The sequence below is a fragment of the Streptomyces sp. NPDC045899 genome (genome assembly GCF_056431485.1).
On sequence record NZ_JBWKKP010000003.1, the window covers coordinates 1 to 19,074 of the forward strand.

Below are 19,074 nucleotides of genomic sequence, written 5' to 3' on the forward strand. Positions count from 1 at the left end.
GGTTGATAGGCCAGATATGGAAGCCGGGTGACCGGTGGAGTTGACTGGTACTAATAGGCCGAGGGCTTGTCCTCAGTTGCTCGCGTCCACTGTGTTGGTTCTGAAGTAATGAACCGTGTTGATTTCCGGTTTCATCTTCATAGTGTTTCGGTGGTCATTGCGTTAGGGAAACGCCCGGTTACATTCCGAACCCGGAAGCTAAGCCTTTCAGCGCCGATGGTACTGCAGGGGGGACCCTGTGGGAGAGTAGGACGCCGCCGAACAATCATTCAGAGAGCCCTGTCGGGAACTTCGGTTCCCGACAGGGCTCTCTTTTGTTGTGTTTCGGGTCACGCGGAGTTCATGTTGCGTGGGCACGATGCTGGCCATGGGCACTCCTACGGATGAGCTGTGGCGTGAGTTGACCCGGCTGGGCATCCGGCCGGGCGACGAGGTGGTCGTGCCGTCCTACGGCACCCCCGAGGCGGCGGAAGCGGTGCTGCTGGCCGGCGCGAGACCGGTCTTCGTGGACATCGACGCCGAGACCTTCTGCATAGACCCCGCCGCGGTGGCCGAGGCGATCACGCCCCGGACCGCGGCTGTTGTCGCCGTACACACCTTTGGACACCCGGCCGACATGGCCGGTCTCACCGCGCTGGGCCGGCGGCACGGCGTTCAGATCGTGGGCTGTGGCGCGCAGCCCGAGCCCGCCGGGGAGATCCTGCGGCGGCAGGCCAACGCGGCCTATCTCGACGGAAAGCTGCGGGGGGTCATCCCACCCGCCGTGCGGCAGGGAATGGAACACACCTATCAGCAGTACGTGGTGCGGGTGCCCGGCAACGGCCGTCCGGACCGCGACGCCTTCGCCCGTACGCTGCGCTCCCGAGGCATCGTGTGTCATGTGCCGGTGCAGACGCCCGCGCACCGCACGGCGCGGTTCCGGCGTGATCTGTGGCTCGTGGAGACCGAGCGGGCGGCCGATGAATGCCTGGCGCTGCCCGTCGATCCCGGCATGTCCCGGCGGGAGTTGCAGCGGGTGGTCTCGGCCTGCAACGCGCTCGGGGGACTGTTGCAGTCAGCCGCCTGAGCGACCGGGGGTGGGGTGGTCAGGAGCGCACTCGAGTTCGGGTATGATCTATCTCGTTGCCGCGCCCCAATAGCTCAGTCGGCAGAGCGTCTCCATGGTAAGGAGAAGGTCTACGGTTCGATTCCGTATTGGGGCTCCAGCGCAAGGCCCCCGCCAAGTGGCGGGGGCCTTCGTCATGTTCGGATCCAGAAGCTCCAAGCCCCAATAGGAGGGGGAGGGGCCGAGCACTCCGGCTCCACCTCCTCCCCGGCTTCCGCTTCCTATGCGTCGTGTGGCTCGGGGACGCGCATGACCAGGATCGCCATGTCGTCGGACGGGGGTTCCGCGGCGAAGCGCTCGACGGCCCGCAGCACCCGCGCCGCCACCGCTCCCGCGGTGAGTCCCGTGCAGGTGGTGAGGACGTCGGTGAGACCCTCGTCGCCGAGCATCCTGGTGCCCTCGCGCCGCTCGGTGACCCCGTCGGTGACACACAGCAGGACATCGCCCGGGTCGAGGGTGATGGTCTGCTCGTACAGCTCCAGGTCCTCCATGACGCCCAGCAGCGGCTGTGGTTCGGCCGCCGCCTCGACACTGCCGTCCTGGCGCAGGCGCAGCGGCAGCGGATGTCCGGCGCAGACGACCTTGAGGACCGCGCTGCCGTCGTGCTGCGGCCACAACTCGCCGTAGAGCAGGGTCAGGAAGCGGCTGCGGGCGCCCTCGTCGAGAATGGCCGCGTTGAGCCGCTCCAGCACCGCCGGGCCGCCGAAGCCCTCACGGGCGAGCAGCCGCAGCGCGTGCCGGGCCAGACCGGTCACCGCGGCCGCCTCCGGGCCGGTGCCGCACACATCGCCGATGGCGAAGCCGTAGGCGCCGTCGCGGATGGGGAAGAGGTCGTAGAAGTCACCGCCGACCTCATTGCCCTCGCCCGCCGCGCGGTAGATGACCTCGACCTCGACCCCGGGGACCTCGGGCTGCTCCGGCGGCAGCAGGCTGCGCTGGAGGGACTGGCTGATGGCGGTGCGCTCCGAGTACAGCCGGGCATTGTCCAGGGCGAGCGCGGCCCGGCGGGAGAGGTCCTCGGCGAGCTCCAGATTCTCCTGGCGGAAGTGCTCGTCGGTGGGCTTGCCGAGGGTCAGCATGCCGATCACGCGGTTCCGGGCCACCAGGGGCAGGACGACGGTCTCGCCGCCCACCGCGGAGGCCGTCGCCAGGGAGGCGCCGGGGCCGGAGGAGGGGCGGGCGGAGTCGCCGAGGCTGAGGCTGCGCAGCGAGGTCCGCAGGGCCGCGGCGTGGGCGGCGTCGTAGGGGCCTGACCAGCCGCGGGCGCCGCCGGTGGGTACCTGATCCGGCGGATCGATCTTCGTCAGCAGGGCCTTGAGACCGTCGATACGGTCCTCGTCCTCGTGCAGGACGTAGGAGAGCTCGGGTTCGGAGACCTGGTCGGCGACGGTGTAGACGGCGCACCAGGTGGCGAGGGTGGGAACCGTCATCTGGGCCATCAGGGCGAGGGTCTGGTCGCGGTCCAGGGTGCCCGCGAGCAGGTCGGACGCCTCGACGAGGAAGGACAGCGAACCACGGCGCAGCCGCTCCAGCTCGGTGAGGCGGGCCCGTTCGACGGCGAGGGCGATGCGGTCGGCGGCGAACTGGAGGCGCAGCGCTTCCTCGTTGCTGTATCGGCCGGGGGATTCGGCGGCGACGCCGAGCGAGCCGGTGAGCCGTCCCTCGACCTTCAGCGGGACCGTGACGACCGAGCGCATCCCGGTGTTGACCAGGAGCGGGACGGCTCCGGGCAGCGCCGAGAGATCCTCGTGGACGGCGGGCATACGCGCCGAGCCGTAGCGGCCGGTGCCGGCTTCGACGGGGACGCGGGCGAAGCGCTGGCGGGCGGAGGGCAGGCCGGTGGAGGCGCGCACCTCCAGCTCGGTCTCGTCGTCGGTGGCGAGCAGCAGATAGGCGGCGTCCCCGTCCAGCATGTCGCGGGCCCGCTCGACGGTGCGCTGGAGCAGTCCGTCGAGGTCGTCCGGGGCCGGGGAGCCGATGAAGACCTCGAAGGCGTCGGAGGCCGGACCGCGGTCGGAGGATTCGCCGCTGTCGGGCGCCACCGCGCGCAGCGGGCTCTGGAGGACGGCGCGCTCGCGGTCGCGGACCAGCAGGCAGACGGTGGAGGGATCGCCCTGGGCGTCACGGACGCGCAGGTGGGAGGCGTAGACGGGGGCGACCCGGCCGTCGGCCCCGCGGATGCCGTAGGAGCCCTCCCAGCGGGAGAGCTGGAGGGCCTCGGCGACCCCGGTGCCGGTGCCGGGGGTGTGCGGCCAGGCCGCGAGGTCGGTCAGCGGTTTGCCGATGACCTGCTCCGCGGTGTAGCCGAACAGCTCCTGGGCGTCGTCGTTCCAGTCGCTGATGAGGGCACCGCTGTCGACCTGGACGACGGCGACCCGGACCCGGGCGTCGGCGACGGGCAGGGCGCTGGAGGGCAGTGCGGGGCCCGCGGCCCGGGTGCCGGCCGGGCGGTCGGGCAGGTCGAGCTGGAACCAGACCCGCTTATGGGTCGCGGTGTACTCGACTCCCCAGCGTCCCGCGAGGGCCGCGCAGAGTAGCAGACCGCGGCCGCCTTCGCTGTCGGGGCTTCCGAAGTGGTGGCCGCCGTTGCTCTGCACCGGAAGCTCTCGTTCCGGGTAGCGGTCGGCCACCTCGACGCGTACGCCGGTGTCCGCGCGGACGCAGACCACATCGGCGGTCGTACCGGCATGGACGACGGCGTTGGTGACGAGTTCACTGGTGAGGACGACGGCGTCGTCGACGATGTCGGTGAGACCCCATCCCTGCAGCGTGTCCCTGACGAACGTGCGGGCGGCGGCGACCGAGCGTCCGACCGGCTCGAAGGTGGCGGCTGCCCGCGCGGTGATCACAGGTCTCCTCATATGTGTCTCGGCGATCTGCTCACCCATGTCGCAGCGCCCCTCCGATGCCCTGGCCGGATGCCAGGTTACTTACCTCCACCGCGCTCGCGAATGCCGGTCGGCACTGATTCCACCCCAGAGGGTGCTGTACGCGGTGTGCGATGCTGCCGAACTGTTATGGCCTGGTTGGGCCATGGTGAAACACTGGGCAAGCTGGAAGAAGAACCCGACGAGGATGGTCGACCCTGCGGGAGGGACACGGTGGAGTCTGGCGCAGCGGCGCGGGGCACGAATACGCGCGCGAAGGGCGGACGGTCCCGAAGCAATGGGACGACTGAGGTGGAGACGGCTGCCCTGAACCGGTTGCTGACCGCCATGACGGCGATGCGGGACGGGAACTTCCGCAAGCGCATGACGGTCTCGGGCGACGGGGTCATGTCCGAGATCGCCGCGGTCTTCAATGAGGTCGCGGACCGGAACCTCCAGCTCACCGGCGAATTGACCCGGGTGCGGCGTGTGGTCGGCCGTGAGGGCAAGCTCACCGAGCGGCTGGAGACGGGTGCCTGCGAAGGGCAGTGGGCCGCGGCCATTGACGCGTCCAACGCATTGGTGGACGATCTTGTGCGGCCGGTGTCCGAGGTGGGCCGGGTGCTGTCGGCGGTCGCCGAGGGTGATCTCGAGCAGCGCATGGACCTGCGGGCACAGGGTGCCGACGGTTCGGCGCATCCGCTGCGGGGTGAGTTCCTCAAGGTGGGGCGCACCGTCAACGGCCTGGTGGACCAGCTCTCGGCATTCACCGACGAGGTGACGCGCGTCGCCAGTGAGGTCGGTACCGAGGGCAAACTGGGCGGTCAGGCGCGGGTGCGCGGAATGTCCGGTTCATGGAAGGACCTCACGGAGTCCGTCAACACGATGGCCTCCCGGCTCACCGCCCAGGTGCGCGACATCGCGCTGGTGACCACGGCGGTGGCCAAGGGTGATCTCTCCCGCAAGGTCACGGTCCATGTGTCCGGGGAGATGCTGGAGCTGAAGAACACCGTCAACACGATGGTGGACCAGCTGTCCTCGTTCGCCGCCGAGGTGACCAGAGTCGCCCGTGAGGTGGGTACCGAGGGTGAACTCGGCGGTCAGGCGAAGGTGCCCGGGGTCGCGGGGGTGTGGAAGGACCTGACGGACTCGGTCAACCTGATGGCCGGGAACCTCACCGCCCAGGTGCGCGGGATCGCGCAGGTGACGACGGCGGTCGCCAATGGTGATCTGTCGCAGAAGGTGACGGTCAGCGCACGCGGTGAGGTCGCTCAGCTGGCCGACACGATCAACACGATGACCGAGACGCTGCGCACCTTCGCCGACGAGGTGACGCGGGTGGCCAGCGAGGTCGGGGCCGAGGGTCTGCTCGGTGGCCAGGCGCAGGTGCCGGGTGCGGCGGGGACGTGGAAGGACCTCACCGATTCGGTGAACACCGCCTTCCGGAACCTCACCGCGCAGGTGCGGGACATCGCCCAGGTGACCACGGCGGTGGCCAACGGTGATCTGTCGCAGAAGGTCACGGTGGACGTGGCCGGTGAGATGCTGGAGCTGAAGAACACCGTCAACACGATGGTGGACCAGCTCCAGTCGTTCGGTGCCGAGGTGACCCGGGTGGCCCGGGAGATCGGTGTCGAGGGTGAACTGGGCGGCCAGGCGCAGGTGCCGGGTGCGGCGGGGACGTGGAAGGACCTCACCGATTCGGTGAACACCGCCTTCCGGAACCTCACCGGACAGGTGCGCAACATCGCCCAGGTGACCACGGCGGTGGCCAACGGCGATCTGTCGCAGAAGGTCACCGTCGATGTCTCCGGTGAGATGCTCCAGCTGAAGAACACCGTGAACACCATGGTGGACCAGCTGTCGTCCTTCGCCGACCAGGTGACCCGGATGGCGCGGGACGTGGGCACCGAGGGGCGGCTGGGCGGTCAGGCCCGGGTGGACGGCGTCAGCGGCACCTGGAAGGACCTCACCGACTCCGTCAACTCGATGGCGGGCAACCTGACCTCGCAGGTGCGCGGGATCGCCCAGGTGACCACCGCCGTCGCCCGCGGCGATCTGTCGCAGAAGATCGAGGTGGACGCGCGCGGCGAGATCCTGGAGCTGAAGAACACCATCAACACGATGGTCGACCAGCTCTCCGACTTCGCCGAGCAGGTGACCCGGGTCGCCCGTGAGGTGGGTACGGACGGCCGTCTGGGCGGTCAGGCCCAGGTGCCCGGTGTGGCGGGCGTATGGCGCGATCTGACCGACTCGGTGAACGGTATGGCGGGCAATCTGACCGCTCAGGTCCGTAACATCGCCCAGGTGGCGACCGCGGTCGCCAGGGGTGACCTCTCGCAGAAGATCGACGTCGATGCGCGCGGCGAGATCCTGGAGCTGAAGAACACGCTCAACACCATGGTGGACCAGCTGTCCTCCTTCGCGGAGGAGGTCACCCGGGTGGCCCGCGAGGTGGGCACCGAGGGGCAGTTGGGTGGTCAGGCCGAGGTGCAGGGTGTCTCCGGCACCTGGAAGGACCTCACGCAGTCCGTCAACGGCATGGCCAACAACCTCACCTCGCAGGTGCGTTCCATCGCCGAGGTGACCACTGCGGTCGCCAAGGGCGATCTGTCGAAGAAGATCACCGTTGACGCCAAGGGCGAGATCCTGGAGCTCGTCACCACCGTGAACACGATGGTGGACCAGTTGTCGTCGTTCGCCGAACAGGTCACCCGGGTGGCCCGTGAGGTGGGCACCGAAGGGCAGTTGGGCGGTCAGGCGCGGGTGCCGGGCGTCACCGGCATCTGGAAGGACCTGAGCAACAACGTCAATCTGATGGCCAATAACCTCACCATCCAGGTGCGGAACATCTCCCAGGTCTCGGCGGCGGTCGCCAACGGCGATCTGACGAAGAAGGTGACGGTCGAGGCGCGCGGCGAGGTCGCGGCGCTGGCCGACACCGTCAACACCATGGTGACCACGCTGTCGTCGTTCGCCGACGAGGTGACCCGGGTGGCGCGTGAGGTGGGCACCGACGGCATCCTCGGTGGTCAGGCGCGGGTGCCCGGGGTGTCGGGCACCTGGAAGGACCTCACCGAGTCCGTGAACTCGATGGCGTCCAACCTGACCGGTCAGGTCCGCAACATCGCCATGGTCACCACCGCGATCGCCCAGGGTGATCTGACCAAGAAGATCGACATCGAGGCGCGGGGCGAGATCCTGGAGCTGAAGACGACCATCAACACGATGGTCGACCAGCTGTCCTCGTTCGCCGACCAGGTGACCCGGGTGGCCCGTGAGGTGGGCACCGAGGGCCAGCTGGGCGGTCAGGCGCGGGTGCGGGACGTGGCCGGCACCTGGAAGGACCTGACCGAGTCGGTGAACGAGATGGCCGGGAACCTGACCCGTCAGGTGCGCGCCATCGCGGAGGTCGCCACCGCGGTGACCCGCGGCGATCTCAACCTCAAGATCGACGTGGATGCCTCGGGCGAGATCCAGGTCCTCCAGGACCACATCAACACCATGATCGCCAACCTTCGCGAGACCACGCTCGCCAACAAGGAGCAGGACTGGCTGAAGGGCAACCTGGCCCGGATCTCCGGTCTGATGCAGGGGCGGCGCGATCTGGAGGACGTCGCCCGGCTGATCATGAGCGAGCTGACCCCGGTGGTCTCCGCCCAGCACGGCGCGTTCTTCCTGGCGGCCCCGGTCGGCGAGGGCACCGAGGTGGTGGCCGACAGCACCTCCGAGGAGGGCTACGAGCTGCGGCTGATCGGCAGTTACGGCTACTCCCACGGGTCGATGCCGACCTCGTTCCAGCCGGGCGAGACGCTCATCGGGACGGTCGCGGAGGAGAAGCGGGCGATCCTGGTGGAGAACGTGCCCCCGGGCTACCTCAAGATCGCTTCGGGACTGGGCGAGGCGGCCCCGGCGCATGTGATCGTGCTGCCGGTGCTCTTCGAGGGCCAGCTGCTCGGTGTCGTCGAGCTGGCCTCGTTCCAGCCCTTCGCCCAGATCCAGAAGGACTTCCTCAACCAGATCGCCGAGATGATCGGCACCAGCGTCAACACCATCAGCGTCAACACCAAGACCGAGGTGCTGCTGAAGCAGTCGCAGGAGCTGACCGAGCAGCTGCGGGAGCGGTCGGCGGAGCTGGAGAACCGGCAGAAGGCACTCCAGGCGTCCAACGCGGAGCTGGAGGAGAAGTCGGACCGGCTGGCCCGGCAGAACCGCGACATCGAGGTGAAGAACACCGAGATCGAGGAAGCGCGGCAGGTGCTCGAGGAGCGTGCCGAGCAGCTCGCGGTCTCGATGCGCTACAAGAGCGAGTTCCTGGCCAACATGTCGCACGAGCTGCGCACCCCGCTCAACTCGCTGCTGATCCTGGCCAAGCTGCTCGCCGACAACGCGGACGGCAACCTCTCGCCGAAGCAGGTGGAGTTCGCCGAGACCATCCACGGCGCGGGCTCCGACCTGCTGCAGTTGATCAACGACATCCTGGACCTGTCGAAGGTCGAGGCGGGCAAGATGGACGTCAGCCCGACCCGGATCGCCCTGGTCCAGCTCGTCGACTACGTGGAAGCCACCTTCCGGCCGCTGACCGCCGAGAAGGGGCTGGACTTCTCGGTGCGGGTCTCGCCCGAGCTCCCGGCCACGCTGCACACCGACGAGCAGCGGCTGTTGCAGGTGCTGCGCAACCTGCTGTCCAACGCGGTGAAGTTCACCGACACCGGCGCCGTGGAACTGGTGATCCGGCCGGCGGGCGGCGATGTGCCCAACGCCATCCGGGAACAGCTCCTGGAGGCGGGCGCGCTGCGCGAACCGGACGCGGAGATGATCGCGTTCTCGGTGACCGACACCGGTATCGGCATCGCGGCCAGCAAGATGCGGGTGATCTTCGAGGCGTTCAAACAGGCCGACGGGACCACCAGCCGCAAGTACGGCGGCACCGGTCTGGGGCTGTCCATCAGCCGGGAGATCGCCCGGCTGCTGGGCGGTGAGATCCACGCGGCCAGTGAGCCCGGCCGCGGTTCCACGTTCACGCTCTATCTGCCGCTGCACCCCGGTGAGCTGCCGCCCCAGGGCTATCCGCAGCTCGCTCCGGGCGGATCGGCGCAGGCCATCGCGATCCCGGGCCATTCGGCCTCCGGGCCGCGCACCCCGGCCGCGCTGGAGAACGGTTCCGCGGAGAGGGCCACCGGGGCCGGTTCCGCGGTGGAGCGGGAGGCCACGCCGGACGCGTCCGCCAATGGCGGCCAGCGGGTGTCGGGGCCGGCCCGGCGGGACCGGCGGACCGAGCAGGAGCCCGCGCTGCCGTCGGCCGAGCCGGAGCAGCCGCAGCCCGCGGACCGCGGGGCGGGCAGGCGGGGACGGCAGTCCCAGGAGCAGGTTCCGGAGCCGTGGCTGCTGGGCGGCCAGGACCTGGTCGTACCGGAGCCGGTGGGCGGTTTCCACGGGGAGAAGGTGCTCATCGTCGACGATGACATCCGGAACGTGTTCGCTCTCACCAGTGTGTTGGAGCAGCACGGACTCCAGGTGCTCTACGCGGAGAACGGCCGGGAGGGCATCGAGGTCCTCGAGCAGCACGACGATGTCGTGCTCGTCCTGATGGACATCATGATGCCGGAGATGGACGGTTACGCGACGACGGCGGCGATCCGCAGGATGCCGCAGTTCGCCGGACTGCCGATCATCGCCCTCACCGCGAAGGCGATGAAGGGGGATCGTGAAAAGAGTATTGAGGCTGGCGCGTCGGACTATGTCACGAAGCCCGTCGACACCGATCATCTTCTTGCGGTGATGGAGCAGTGGATGTCAGAGCAGTGACCCGCGGGACGCGGGGCGCGTCTGTGGTGTTGACTGACTGTCGCCGAACACGTGTGGGAACGCGGTATTCGGGGAACCTTCTGGTCTCCCGCCGCGTTTCTGCTACGTGCACAGTGACATCGCGGTGACAGGGTGTGGCGAACAGCGGGGTGCGGCTACCATGACCGGCACAAGGACGGGCGGCGCAAGGGAGTCGTCCCCTGGGGCGGCGCCCGGTGCTTTCCCCAGCTCTTCGAGCTGGGCGGACCCCAAGCCGGGACGAGGAGGACGGGGCATGGTGCAGAAGGCCAAGATCCTCCTGGTCGATGACCGGCCGGAGAATCTGCTGGCGCTGGAGGCCATTCTCTCCGCGCTCGATCAGACCCTGGTGCGGGCATCGTCAGGGGAGGAAGCGCTCAAGGCGCTGCTGACGGACGACTTCGCGGTCATCCTGCTGGATGTCCAGATGCCGGGCATGGACGGGTTCGAGACCGCCGCGCACATCAAGCGGCGTGAGCGGACCCGGGACATCCCGATCATCTTCCTCACGGCGATCAACCACGGCCCGCACCACACCTTCCGGGGCTATGCCGCGGGCGCGGTCGACTACATCTCCAAGCCGTTCGATCCGTGGGTGCTCAGGGCGAAGGTCTCGGTCTTCGTCGATCTGTACATGAAGAACTGCCAGCTGCGGGAGCAGGCTTCGCTGCTGCGTCTGCAGTTGGAGGGCGGTCAGCCCGCGGCCGGTGAGGACGCCAAGGAGTCGGCGGGGCTGCTCGCCGAGCTCTCCGCACGGCTCGCCGCCGTCGAGGAGCAGGCCGAAGCGCTCTCCAAACAGCTGGACGAGTCGGCCGACGCGGCCGCGGTGGCCACCGCGGCCCACCTGGAGCGCAAGCTGACCGGTCTGCGGCGGGCGCTGGACGCTCTGGAGCCGGGCGCGGGCAGCGGCGCCAGCCAGGTCCCCTCGCAGAACTGACCGCGTCCCACCCGCCGCAGGCCGTTCGCCCCCGGCCACCAGCGCTTTGACGCCCTGTCACCGTGCTCTCACCGCACGGCCGGTATCCGGTGCACGCGTGACGTCAGTGGTGTCTGATGCGTCCACCATGCGTGCTCCGTACGGCGGACGCGGGTAATCTCGCCCCCATGGCCTCTCGTACGTCCGGCAAGGGTTCCCAGAGCGCGGCGGGCACTCCGAAGAAGCGCGCCGGGCAGTCCGGAGGCGCGGCGAAGAAGTCACCCGCGAAGAAGGCGGTGGCCAGGAAGGCGCCCGCCAAGAAGCCGACGGCGCCCGCGAAGAAGGCCGCCCCGAAGAAGAAGGCGGCGGCGAAGAAGGTGGCGCCGCCTCCGGCGCCCAGCCCCACCAGTGGTGTCTACCGCGCGGTGCGCGCGGTGTGGATGGGCACGGCGCGCGGTGTCGGGGCGATGTTCCGCGGCATAGGGCGCGGTGCCAAAGGGCTGGACCCGGCGCACCGCAAGGACGGCAGCGCACTGCTGCTGCTCGCCCTGTCGCTGATCGTCGCCGCGGGCACCTGGTCGAATCTGGACGGCCCGGTCGGCGACCTGGTCGAGATGCTGGTCACCGGTGCCTTCGGCCGGCTCGATCTGGTGGTGCCGATACTGCTGGCCACCATCGCCGTCCGGCTGATCCTCCACCCCGAGAAGCCGGAGGCCAACGGGCGGATCGTGATCGGTCTGTCCGCGCTGGTGATCGGGGTGCTGGGCCAGGTCCACATCGCCTGCGGGGCCCCGGGGCGCGGCCAGGGGACCGAGGCGATACAGGACGCGGGCGGTCTGATCGGCTGGGGAGTCTCCCGGCCGCTGATCTACGCGATGGGCGAGGTGCTGGCCGTACCGCTGCTGGTGCTGCTCACCGTCTTCGGGCTGCTGGTCGTCACCGCGACCCCGGTCGCGGCGATCCCGCAGCGGCTGCGGGCTGCGGGCGTCCGACTGGGCCTGATCCAGGACGACGGGGCGTTCGAGGACGCCGGGGCGGACGGGGAGTACGCCGGGGAATGGCGTGAGACGCCCGTCAGGCGCCCGCGGAGGTCCGCCCCGGCCCACGGAGCCCATGATGTCGCGGACGACCATGAGCAGGCCGAGGAGGACGCGCTGCGGGGGCGCCGCCGTTCTCCGCGCCGTACCCGGCCCGTGGAGCCGCCGCAGGACCGGCCCCTGGACGCGGTGGACGTGGCGGCCGCGGCCGCCGCCTCGCTGGACGGCGCCGTCCTGCACGGCGTCCAGCCCTCGCCGCTGGTCGCCGGGCTGAGCAACGGGATCTCGGCGGAGCGCGACACCGGTGACGGCAGCGGTGCGGTGTCCCAGCCGGGCGACACCGGTCCGCAGCTCACCAAGTCCGCCGGGGCGGGGTCCCGCCGCGGCGGGAACGACGAGAGCGAGGAGACGGGGGGCTCCCGCGTTCCCGATCTCACCCGGCCCTCGGCCGACGCCGCCGAGCCGCTGCCGCCCCGCGCCGAGCAGCTCCAGCTCTCCGGTGACATCACCTACTCGCTGCCCTCCCTCGAACTGCTGGAGCGCGGCGGGCCCGGCAAGACCCGCAGCGCCGCCAATGACGCCGTGGTCGACTCGCTGACCAAGGTGTTCACGGAGTTCAAGGTCGACGCGACGGTCACCGGCTTCACCCGCGGTCCGACGGTCACCCGCTACGAGGTGGAGCTCGGCCCGGCGGTGAAGGTCGAGCGGATCACCGCGCTGACCAAGAACATCGCGTACGCGGTCGCCAGCCCCGATGTGCGGATCATCAGCCCGATCCCGGGCAAGTCCGCGGTGGGCATCGAAATCCCCAACAGCGACCGCGAGATGGTCAATCTCGGTGATGTGCTGCGCTCGGCGAACTCCGTCGGCGACGACCACCCGATGCTGGTCGGCCTCGGCAAGGACGTCGAGGGCGGCTATGTGGCGGCCAACCTCGCGTCCATGCCGCACGTACTGGTGGCGGGCGCCACCGGCTCCGGCAAGTCGTCCTGCATCAACTGCCTGATCACTTCGATCATGGCCCGGGCCACTCCGGACGATGTACGGATGGTGCTGGTCGACCCCAAGCGGGTGGAGCTGACCGCGTACGAGGGCATTCCGCACCTGATCACGCCGATCATCACCAACCCCAAGCGCGCCGCCGAGGCGCTCCAGTGGGTCGTCCGCGAGATGGACCTGCGCTACGACGACCTCGCGGCCTACGGGTTCCGCCATATCGACGACTTCAACGCGGCGGTCCGCAAGGGCGAGGTCAAACAGCCCGAGGGGAGCGAGCGGGAGCTCAAGCCGTACCCGTATCTGCTGGTGATCGTCGACGAGCTGGCGGACCTGATGATGGTCGCGCCGCGTGACGTGGAGGACGCCATCGTCCGGATCACCCAGCTCGCGCGCGCGGCCGGGATCCATCTGGTGCTGGCCACCCAGCGGCCCTCGGTGGACGTCGTCACCGGACTGATCAAGGCCAATGTGCCCTCGCGGCTCGCCTTCGCCACCTCCTCGCTGGCCGACAGCCGGGTCATCCTGGACCAGCCCGGCGCCGAGAAGCTGATCGGCAAGGGCGACGGTCTGTTCCTGCCGATGGGCGCGAACAAACCGGTCCGGATGCAGGGCGCCTATGTCACCGAGCGCGAGGTCGAGGCCGTCGTCACGCACTGCAAGGAACAGATGGCCCCGGTCTTCCGCGAGGACGTGACGGTCGGGACGGGGAGGAAGAAGGAGATCGACGAGGAGATCGGCGATGATCTCGATCTTCTGTGTCAGGCCGCTGAGCTGGTCGTTTCCACGCAGTTCGGTTCGACGTCCATGCTGCAGCGCAAGCTGCGGGTGGGGTTCGCCAAGGCCGGGCGGCTGATGGACCTCATGGAGTCCCGGGGGGTCGTCGGGCCGAGCGAGGGCTCCAAGGCGCGGGACGTGCTGGTGAAGCCGGACGAATTGGATGGCGTGCTGGACGTGATCCGCGGTAAGGCTCATTCGTAAGGATTCGGCAGGCAACCGTTTCCCCTGCCGAGACGTCAAGTTGAGGGAGGTGGCGGAGTGAGGTCGCACCATCATGATTGCGGGGCAATCCCGATGGCGGACAAACTCCGTCCTCCCGCTTGCCCGACCCTTTCGTCCCACCCCTAGACTGAACCTCCAGCAGGTGGCTACACGCTCGAAAGGCGCCCCCGTGTCCATCGGCAACTTTCCCGAAGACGGCAACTCCCCCGAAAACGACCGGCCTTCCGTCGGCAGCGCCCTCCGGCAAGCCCGTATCGACGCCGGGCTGACCATCGACGAGGTCAGCACCTCCACCCGGGTCCGGGTCCCCATAGTGCAGGGGATCGAGCAGGACGACTTCTCGCGCTGTGGCGGCGACGTGTATGCCCGGGGGCATATCCGCGTGCTCGCGCGCGCTGTCGGACTCGATCCCGATGGTCTGATCGCACAATTTGACGCCGATCATGGTGGACGGCCGGTGCCGACCGCCCCGGCCCCGCTCTTCGAGGCCGAGCGGATCCGTCCCGAGCCCCGGCGCCCCAACTGGACCGCGGCGATGGTCGCCGCCATCGTGGCCGTCGTCGGATTCGTCGGCTTCACGCTTTTCAGTGGTGGTGACGGTGACGGCGGGTCCACGGTCGCCGAGGAATCCGGTTCGCCCAAGGCCAGTCACACGCCCAGCCGGAGTCACAAGCCCGAGCCCGACGAACCGGACCGCCCTGAGCCGTCCGACAGCGCCATCGCGGGCGTTCCGGCGGACAAGGTCACGGTCAAGCTCACCGCCGAGCGCGGGCAGAGCTGGATCTCCGCGCAGGATCACAACGGGCGGCTGCTGGAGGAGGGCGTGCTGCGCGAGGGCGACTCCAAGACGTTCAGCGACAGCAAGCGCATCGACCTGGTGCTCGGGAATGCCGGGGCGATCAAGCTCTTCGTGAACGGCAAGGAAGTGAAGAAGGTGGGCACCAGCGGAGCCGTCCAGCGGCTGAGCTACACCAAGGGAGATCCCGAAGCGGGCTGATCGCCCGTGATCGGGAGCCCTGGCAGCGGGGGCAGGGCAGGGGACGAAGTAGTCTGAGCGCATGCCCGAACGCCGCACCGTTGCCCTTGTCACTCTTGGCTGCGCCCGTAATGAGGTGGACTCGGAGGAGCTCGCAGGCCGCTTGGCGGCGGACGGCTGGGAGCTCGTCGAGGAAGCCGCCGAAGCCGACGTCGCCGTCGTCAACACCTGTGGCTTCGTCGAAGCCGCCAAGAAGGACTCGGTCGACGCCCTGCTGGAGGCGCGGGACCTGAAGGACCACGGCCGGACCCAGGCCGTCGTGGCCGTCGGCTGCATGGCCGAGCGCTACGGCAAGGATCTCGCCGAGGCGCTGCCCGAGGCCGACGGGGTGCTCGGGTTCGACGACTACGCCGATATCTCCGACCGCCTCCAGACCATCCTCTCCGGCGGCATCCACGCCTCCCACACCCCGCGCGACCGCCGCAAGCTGCTGCCGATCAGCCCCGCCGAGCGGCAGGACGCCTCCGCCGTGGCACTGCCCGGCCACGCCCAGGACACCCCGCCCGAGGACCTGCCCGCCGGAGTGGCGCCCGCCTCGGGGCCGCGTGCCCCGCTGCGCCGCCGGCTGGACTCCAGCCCGGTCGCCTCGGTGAAGCTGGCCTCGGGATGCGACCGGCGGTGCTCCTTCTGCGCCATCCCGTCCTTCCGCGGCTCCTTCATCTCACGGCGGCCCTCGGACGTGCTGGGGGAGACCCGCTGGCTGGCCGAGCAGGGAGTCAAGGAGGTCATGCTCGTCTCCGAGAACAACACCTCCTACGGCAAGGACCTCGGGGACATCCGGCTGCTGGAGACGCTGCTGCCGGAGCTGGCCGCCGTGGACGGCATCGAGCGGATCCGGGTCAGCTACCTCCAGCCCGCCGAGATGCGGCCCGGGCTGATCGACGTGCTGACCTCGACCGATAAGGTCGCGCCCTACTTCGACCTGTCCTTCCAGCACTCGGCCCCGGGAGTGCTGCGCGCGATGCGGCGCTTCGGGGACACCGACCGCTTCCTGGGCCTGCTGGAGGAGATCAGAGGCAAGGCGCCGCAGGCGGGCGCCCGGTCCAACTTCATCGTGGGCTTCCCCGGGGAGACCGAGGAGGACCTGGCCGAGCTGGAGCGCTTCATCAGCGAGGCCCGCCTGGACGCCATCGGCGTGTTCGGCTACTCGGACGAGGACGGCACCGAGGCCGCCGGTTACGAGAACAAGGTCGACCCGGACGAGGTCGCCGCGCGGCTGGAGCACCTCTCCCGGCTGGCCGAGGAGCTCACCGCCCAGCGGGCCGAGGAGCGGCTCGGCGAGGTCGTCGAGGTGCTGGTGGAGGAGATCGAGGAGACCGGGGCGGTACTGGGGCGCGGCGCCCACCAGGCGCCGGAGACCGACGGGCAGACCCTGCTCAGGACGGACGCGCAGCCCGCGGTGGGCCGTATCGTCGAAGCCAAGGTGATCGCGACGGAGGGAGTGGACCTCGTCGCGGAGCCGCTGCGGCCGCTGGACGGATCCGGTGGCGGCGCGTGTACCGAGGAGGCGGCCAGATGACAGGCGTCCCGGCCTCCGCCGCGGGAGGCCACCACCGGACGGCCGCGGCCGTCCGGCCCGCCCGACTGTGGAACATCGCCAACATCCTCACCATGATGCGGCTGGTCCTCGTGCCGGGGTTCGTGCTGCTGATGCTCCACAACGGCGGCTACGACCCGGCCTGGCGCTCGTTCGCCTGGGCGGCGTTCGCGATCGCCATGATCACCGACCTCTTCGACGGCCATCTGGCCCGGCGGTACAACCTCGTCACCGATTTCGGCAAGATCGCCGACCCGATCGCGGACAAGGCGATCATGGGTGCGGCGCTGATCTGTCTCTCGGCCCTGTCCGATCTGCCCTGGTGGGTGACGGGCGTGATCCTCTTCCGTGAGATTGGGATCACACTGATGCGGTTCTGGGTGATCCGGCATGGGGTGATCCCGGCCAGCCGCGGCGGAAAGATGAAGACCCTCGCGCAGGGCACGGCGGTGGGGATGTACATCCTGGCGCTGACCGGGCCGCTGGCCACCCTGCGCTTCTGGGTGATGGCGGTGGCCGTGGTGCTGACCGTCGTCACCGGTCTCGACTACGTGCGCCAGGCGATCGTGCTGCGCCGGGCGGGCCGCGCGGCCCAGGAGCCCGCGCCATGAACGGCGGCGCGGCGGAGGGCGGCCCGGCGGAGCCCGGGCGGGCCACCGCGGCCGGGGTGCTGGCGCTGCTGGAGCGGCGCGGGCAGACCGTCGCGGTGGCCGAGTCGCTCACCGGCGGTCTGGTCGCCGCGGAGCTGACGGCGGTGGACGGGGCGTCCCGCTCCTTCCGCGGTTCGGTGACCGCCTACGCCACCGCGCTCAAGCACGAGCTGCTGGGGGTGGACGACGCCCTGCTGGCCGAGCGCGGGGCGGTGGACGCCGAGGTCGCGCGGCAGATGGCCCGGGGCGTGACGCGCGCGCTGGGCGCCGACTGGGGTGTGGCCACCACCGGTGTGGCGGGTCCCACACCGCAGGACGGCCAGCCCGTGGGCACCGTCCACGTGGCGGTGGCCGGGCCCGCGGACCGGGTGGCGGCGGCCGCGCTGCGGCTGGAGGGGGACCGCTCGGGCGTCCGCGAACAGAGCGTGGAGGCCGCGGTCAAGCTGCTGTTCAGCGAATTGATCGCAACAGCGGGGGCACAGGATACGGAACAACACAGCGGGATTTGATGTTTGCAGCCCTGAGTGAACACGACATCGCTCCCCGCACGGGCGCAGCCGGAGGCGGTACGGTGGGGCGTGAAGGATCCGGATCCGAGGTCCGAGGAGGGAGCCAGCGATGATTCTGCTCCGTCGCCTGCTGGGTGACGTGCTGCGTCGGCAGCGCCAGCGCCAGGGCCGTACTCTGCGCGAGGTTTCCTCCTCCGCCCGGGTGTCGCTCGGCTATCTGTCAGAGGTCGAGCGCGGGCAGAAGGAAGCCTCGTCGGAGCTGCTCTCCGCGATCTGCGATGCCCTGGACGTACGGATGTCGCAGGTGATGCGAGAGGTGAGCGACGAGCTGTCGCTCGCGGAGCTGGCGGAGTCGGCGGCGGCGGGCGAGAAGGTGCCCGCGCCGATGCGGCCGATGCTCAACCCCGTATCCGTGTCCTCTGTGACGGGTGTCCCGGAGGAGCGGGTGACGATCAAGGCGCCCACGGAGGCCGTGGACGTCGTGGCGGCCTGATCCACGTACAGGCCCTGCCCTGCGGCTTTTCGGGCCCCGGTCGGTTCTCACCGGCCGGGGCCCGATGTTTGTCCCGCCTCTTTCGGGTCACCCAGGGGTGTGAGAGGTAATCAAGGGGGCTGAACGGTCGAACAGGAGGAAGCGGATGACTGTGGTCAAGAGTCCGCTCGGGGACGAAGGTCTGAAGATCGTCGGCGATGCCCTCCAGGGCGCCCTCGTCGATCTCGTGGACCTCGCGCTGGTGGGCAAGCAGATCCACTGGACGGTCGTCGGCCCGCGGTTCCGCACGGTTCATCTCCAGCTCGACGAGGTCGTCGCGACCGCCCGGGCGCACGCCGACACGGTGGCGGAGCGGTCCTCGGCGATCGGGGTGGCTCCGGACGGGCGGGCCGAGACGGTCGCCAAGACCAGCGCCGTCGGCGCGGTCAAGGGTGGCTGGACCGAGGACAAGGAAGCCGTGCGGACGCTGGTCGAGGCCCTCGCGTCCGTGATCGCCCGCATGCGTGAGCGCATCGACGCCACCGCCGATCCCGACCCGGTGAGCCAGGACATCCTGATCGGTCTCACCCGGGATCTCGAGAAGCATCACTGGATGTTCCAGGCGGAGAACGTCAACGGGGGCTAGGGGCGGCCGCCGCCCGCACACCGTGTGGTCATCGTCCCCCGTGGCGGTGGCCGCACCATCTGCGGTCCCCGGCGTTCCCCGGGACGGTCCGCGCGCCCCTCGGTCATCGATGGCCGGGGGGCGCGCTTCGCTCTGGGTGCGCCCTGCGGTCCGGCTGGGCAGACTGGGGGGAGCCCGGGTGTCCGACGCGCGCTGACGTGCCTCCTGTGCGCCCTCCCGCCGTGTGTGAACAGGCGTCTAGCGTCGCTCGAAGGAGGCAGTCATGGCAGCCGTCGGAGGGGCCGGCACCCTGGGCCGACGGGCGGTCCGGTGGATGCTCGCGCTCGCTCTCGGGGGACTGTGGTGGTGGGCGGTCTTACGGCTGACCCTGTCGCCCGGCGCGGCCGGGCCGGTGGAGGGCGCCCTCGCGGTCGGCGGCTGGGGGCTGAGCCTGCTTCCGGTGCACTGCGGGCCCTCACCGCGGCGAAGTGGGGCT

The 19,074-nt window shown here is 69.9% G+C and carries 11 protein-coding genes, 1 tRNA gene and 1 rRNA gene; 12 read left to right on the forward strand and 1 reads right to left on the reverse strand.

The window, feature by feature from the left end:
• Nucleotides 1-146: 146 nt before the first annotated feature.
• The 3 genes from rrf to AC07FT_RS04780 all read left to right on the forward strand — a co-directional run bounded on the left by rrf (nt 147) and on the right by AC07FT_RS04780 (nt 1,205).
• Nucleotides 147-263, forward strand: a 5S ribosomal RNA gene (gene rrf / locus AC07FT_RS04770).
• Nucleotides 264-367: 104 nt separating this feature from the next.
• Nucleotides 368-1,066, forward strand: coding sequence for a DegT/DnrJ/EryC1/StrS family aminotransferase (locus AC07FT_RS04775; protein ID WP_479173984.1), 699 nt, complete (start codon nt 368-370; stop codon nt 1,064-1,066).
• Between the two features lie 63 nt (nt 1,067-1,129).
• Nucleotides 1,130-1,205, forward strand: a tRNA-Thr gene (locus tag AC07FT_RS04780).
• Between the two features lie 121 nt (nt 1,206-1,326).
• Here AC07FT_RS04780 and AC07FT_RS04785 read toward each other — a convergent pair.
• Nucleotides 1,327-3,993, reverse strand: a complete 2,667-nt coding sequence (locus AC07FT_RS04785; RefSeq protein ID WP_479173986.1) for a SpoIIE family protein phosphatase — start codon at nt 3,991-3,993, stop codon at nt 1,327-1,329.
• A 213-nt stretch (nt 3,994-4,206) separates the two neighbouring features.
• On the opposite strand from AC07FT_RS04785, the gene AC07FT_RS04790 reads away from it, so the two are divergent.
• The 9 genes from AC07FT_RS04790 to AC07FT_RS04830 all read left to right on the forward strand — a co-directional run bounded on the left by AC07FT_RS04790 (nt 4,207) and on the right by AC07FT_RS04830 (nt 18,599).
• Complete coding sequence (locus tag AC07FT_RS04790) at nt 4,207-9,780, forward strand: HAMP domain-containing protein (protein WP_479173988.1); 5,574 nt, start codon at nt 4,207-4,209, stop codon at nt 9,778-9,780.
• Nucleotides 9,781-10,054: 274 nt separating this feature from the next.
• On the forward strand, nt 10,055-10,735 hold the full coding sequence (locus tag AC07FT_RS04795; RefSeq protein ID WP_431775771.1) for a response regulator: 681 nt from the start codon (nt 10,055-10,057) through the stop codon (nt 10,733-10,735).
• Nucleotides 10,736-10,902: 167 nt separating this feature from the next.
• Entirely contained in the window at nt 10,903-13,728 is a 2,826-nt protein-coding gene (locus tag AC07FT_RS04800; RefSeq protein ID WP_479173990.1) for a DNA translocase FtsK, read from the forward strand.
• 190 nt (nt 13,729-13,918) lie between these two features.
• A complete protein-coding gene (locus tag AC07FT_RS04805) occupies nt 13,919-14,746 on the forward strand; it encodes a helix-turn-helix domain-containing protein (protein ID WP_479173992.1) in 828 nt (275 codons plus the stop codon).
• Between the two features lie 61 nt (nt 14,747-14,807).
• Complete coding sequence (gene rimO, locus AC07FT_RS04810) at nt 14,808-16,304, forward strand: 30S ribosomal protein S12 methylthiotransferase RimO (RefSeq protein ID WP_479173994.1); 1,497 nt, start codon at nt 14,808-14,810, stop codon at nt 16,302-16,304.
• Nucleotides 16,301-16,933 carry a CDP-diacylglycerol--glycerol-3-phosphate 3-phosphatidyltransferase gene (gene pgsA / locus AC07FT_RS04815; RefSeq protein WP_432014440.1) on the forward strand — a complete coding sequence of 211 codons (633 nt, stop codon included), beginning with the start codon at nt 16,301-16,303 and terminating at the stop codon, nt 16,931-16,933. Before rimO ends, pgsA begins: the two co-directional genes overlap by 4 nt.
• Nucleotides 16,930-17,481: a CinA family protein gene (locus AC07FT_RS04820; protein ID WP_432014439.1), complete on the forward strand. Its 552-nt coding sequence runs from the start codon at nt 16,930-16,932 to the stop codon at nt 17,479-17,481. Before pgsA ends, AC07FT_RS04820 begins: the two co-directional genes overlap by 4 nt.
• 109 nt (nt 17,482-17,590) lie before the next feature.
• Nucleotides 17,591-17,974 (forward strand): helix-turn-helix domain-containing protein, encoded by a 384-nt coding sequence (locus AC07FT_RS04825; RefSeq protein ID WP_176180301.1) that lies wholly within the window; start codon nt 17,591-17,593, stop codon nt 17,972-17,974.
• Nucleotides 17,975-18,119: 145 nt separating this feature from the next.
• The gene (locus AC07FT_RS04830) at nt 18,120-18,599 is read left to right on the forward strand and encodes a Dps family protein (RefSeq protein ID WP_254737029.1); all 480 of its coding nucleotides are present in this window, start codon (nt 18,120-18,122) and stop codon (nt 18,597-18,599) included.
• The last annotated feature ends 475 nt before the right edge of the window (nt 18,600-19,074 follow it).

Coding starts and splice junctions, on each gene's coding strand:
- pgsA (WP_432014440.1), top strand. CDS start 16,301: ATGACAGGCGTCCCGGCCTCCGCCGCGGGAGGCCACCACCGGACGGCC.
- AC07FT_RS04830 (WP_254737029.1), top strand. CDS start 18,120: ATGACTGTGGTCAAGAGTCCGCTCGGGGACGAAGGTCTGAAGATCGTC.
- AC07FT_RS04795 (WP_431775771.1), top strand. CDS start 10,055: ATGGTGCAGAAGGCCAAGATCCTCCTGGTCGATGACCGGCCGGAGAAT.
- AC07FT_RS04775 (WP_479173984.1), top strand. CDS start 368: ATGGGCACTCCTACGGATGAGCTGTGGCGTGAGTTGACCCGGCTGGGC.
- AC07FT_RS04785 (WP_479173986.1), bottom strand. CDS start 3,993: ATGGGTGAGCAGATCGCCGAGACACATATGAGGAGACCTGTGATCACC.
- rimO (WP_479173994.1), top strand. CDS start 14,808: ATGCCCGAACGCCGCACCGTTGCCCTTGTCACTCTTGGCTGCGCCCGT.
- AC07FT_RS04800 (WP_479173990.1), top strand. CDS start 10,903: ATGGCCTCTCGTACGTCCGGCAAGGGTTCCCAGAGCGCGGCGGGCACT.
- AC07FT_RS04825 (WP_176180301.1), top strand. CDS start 17,591: ATGATTCTGCTCCGTCGCCTGCTGGGTGACGTGCTGCGTCGGCAGCGC.
- AC07FT_RS04820 (WP_432014439.1), top strand. CDS start 16,930: ATGAACGGCGGCGCGGCGGAGGGCGGCCCGGCGGAGCCCGGGCGGGCC.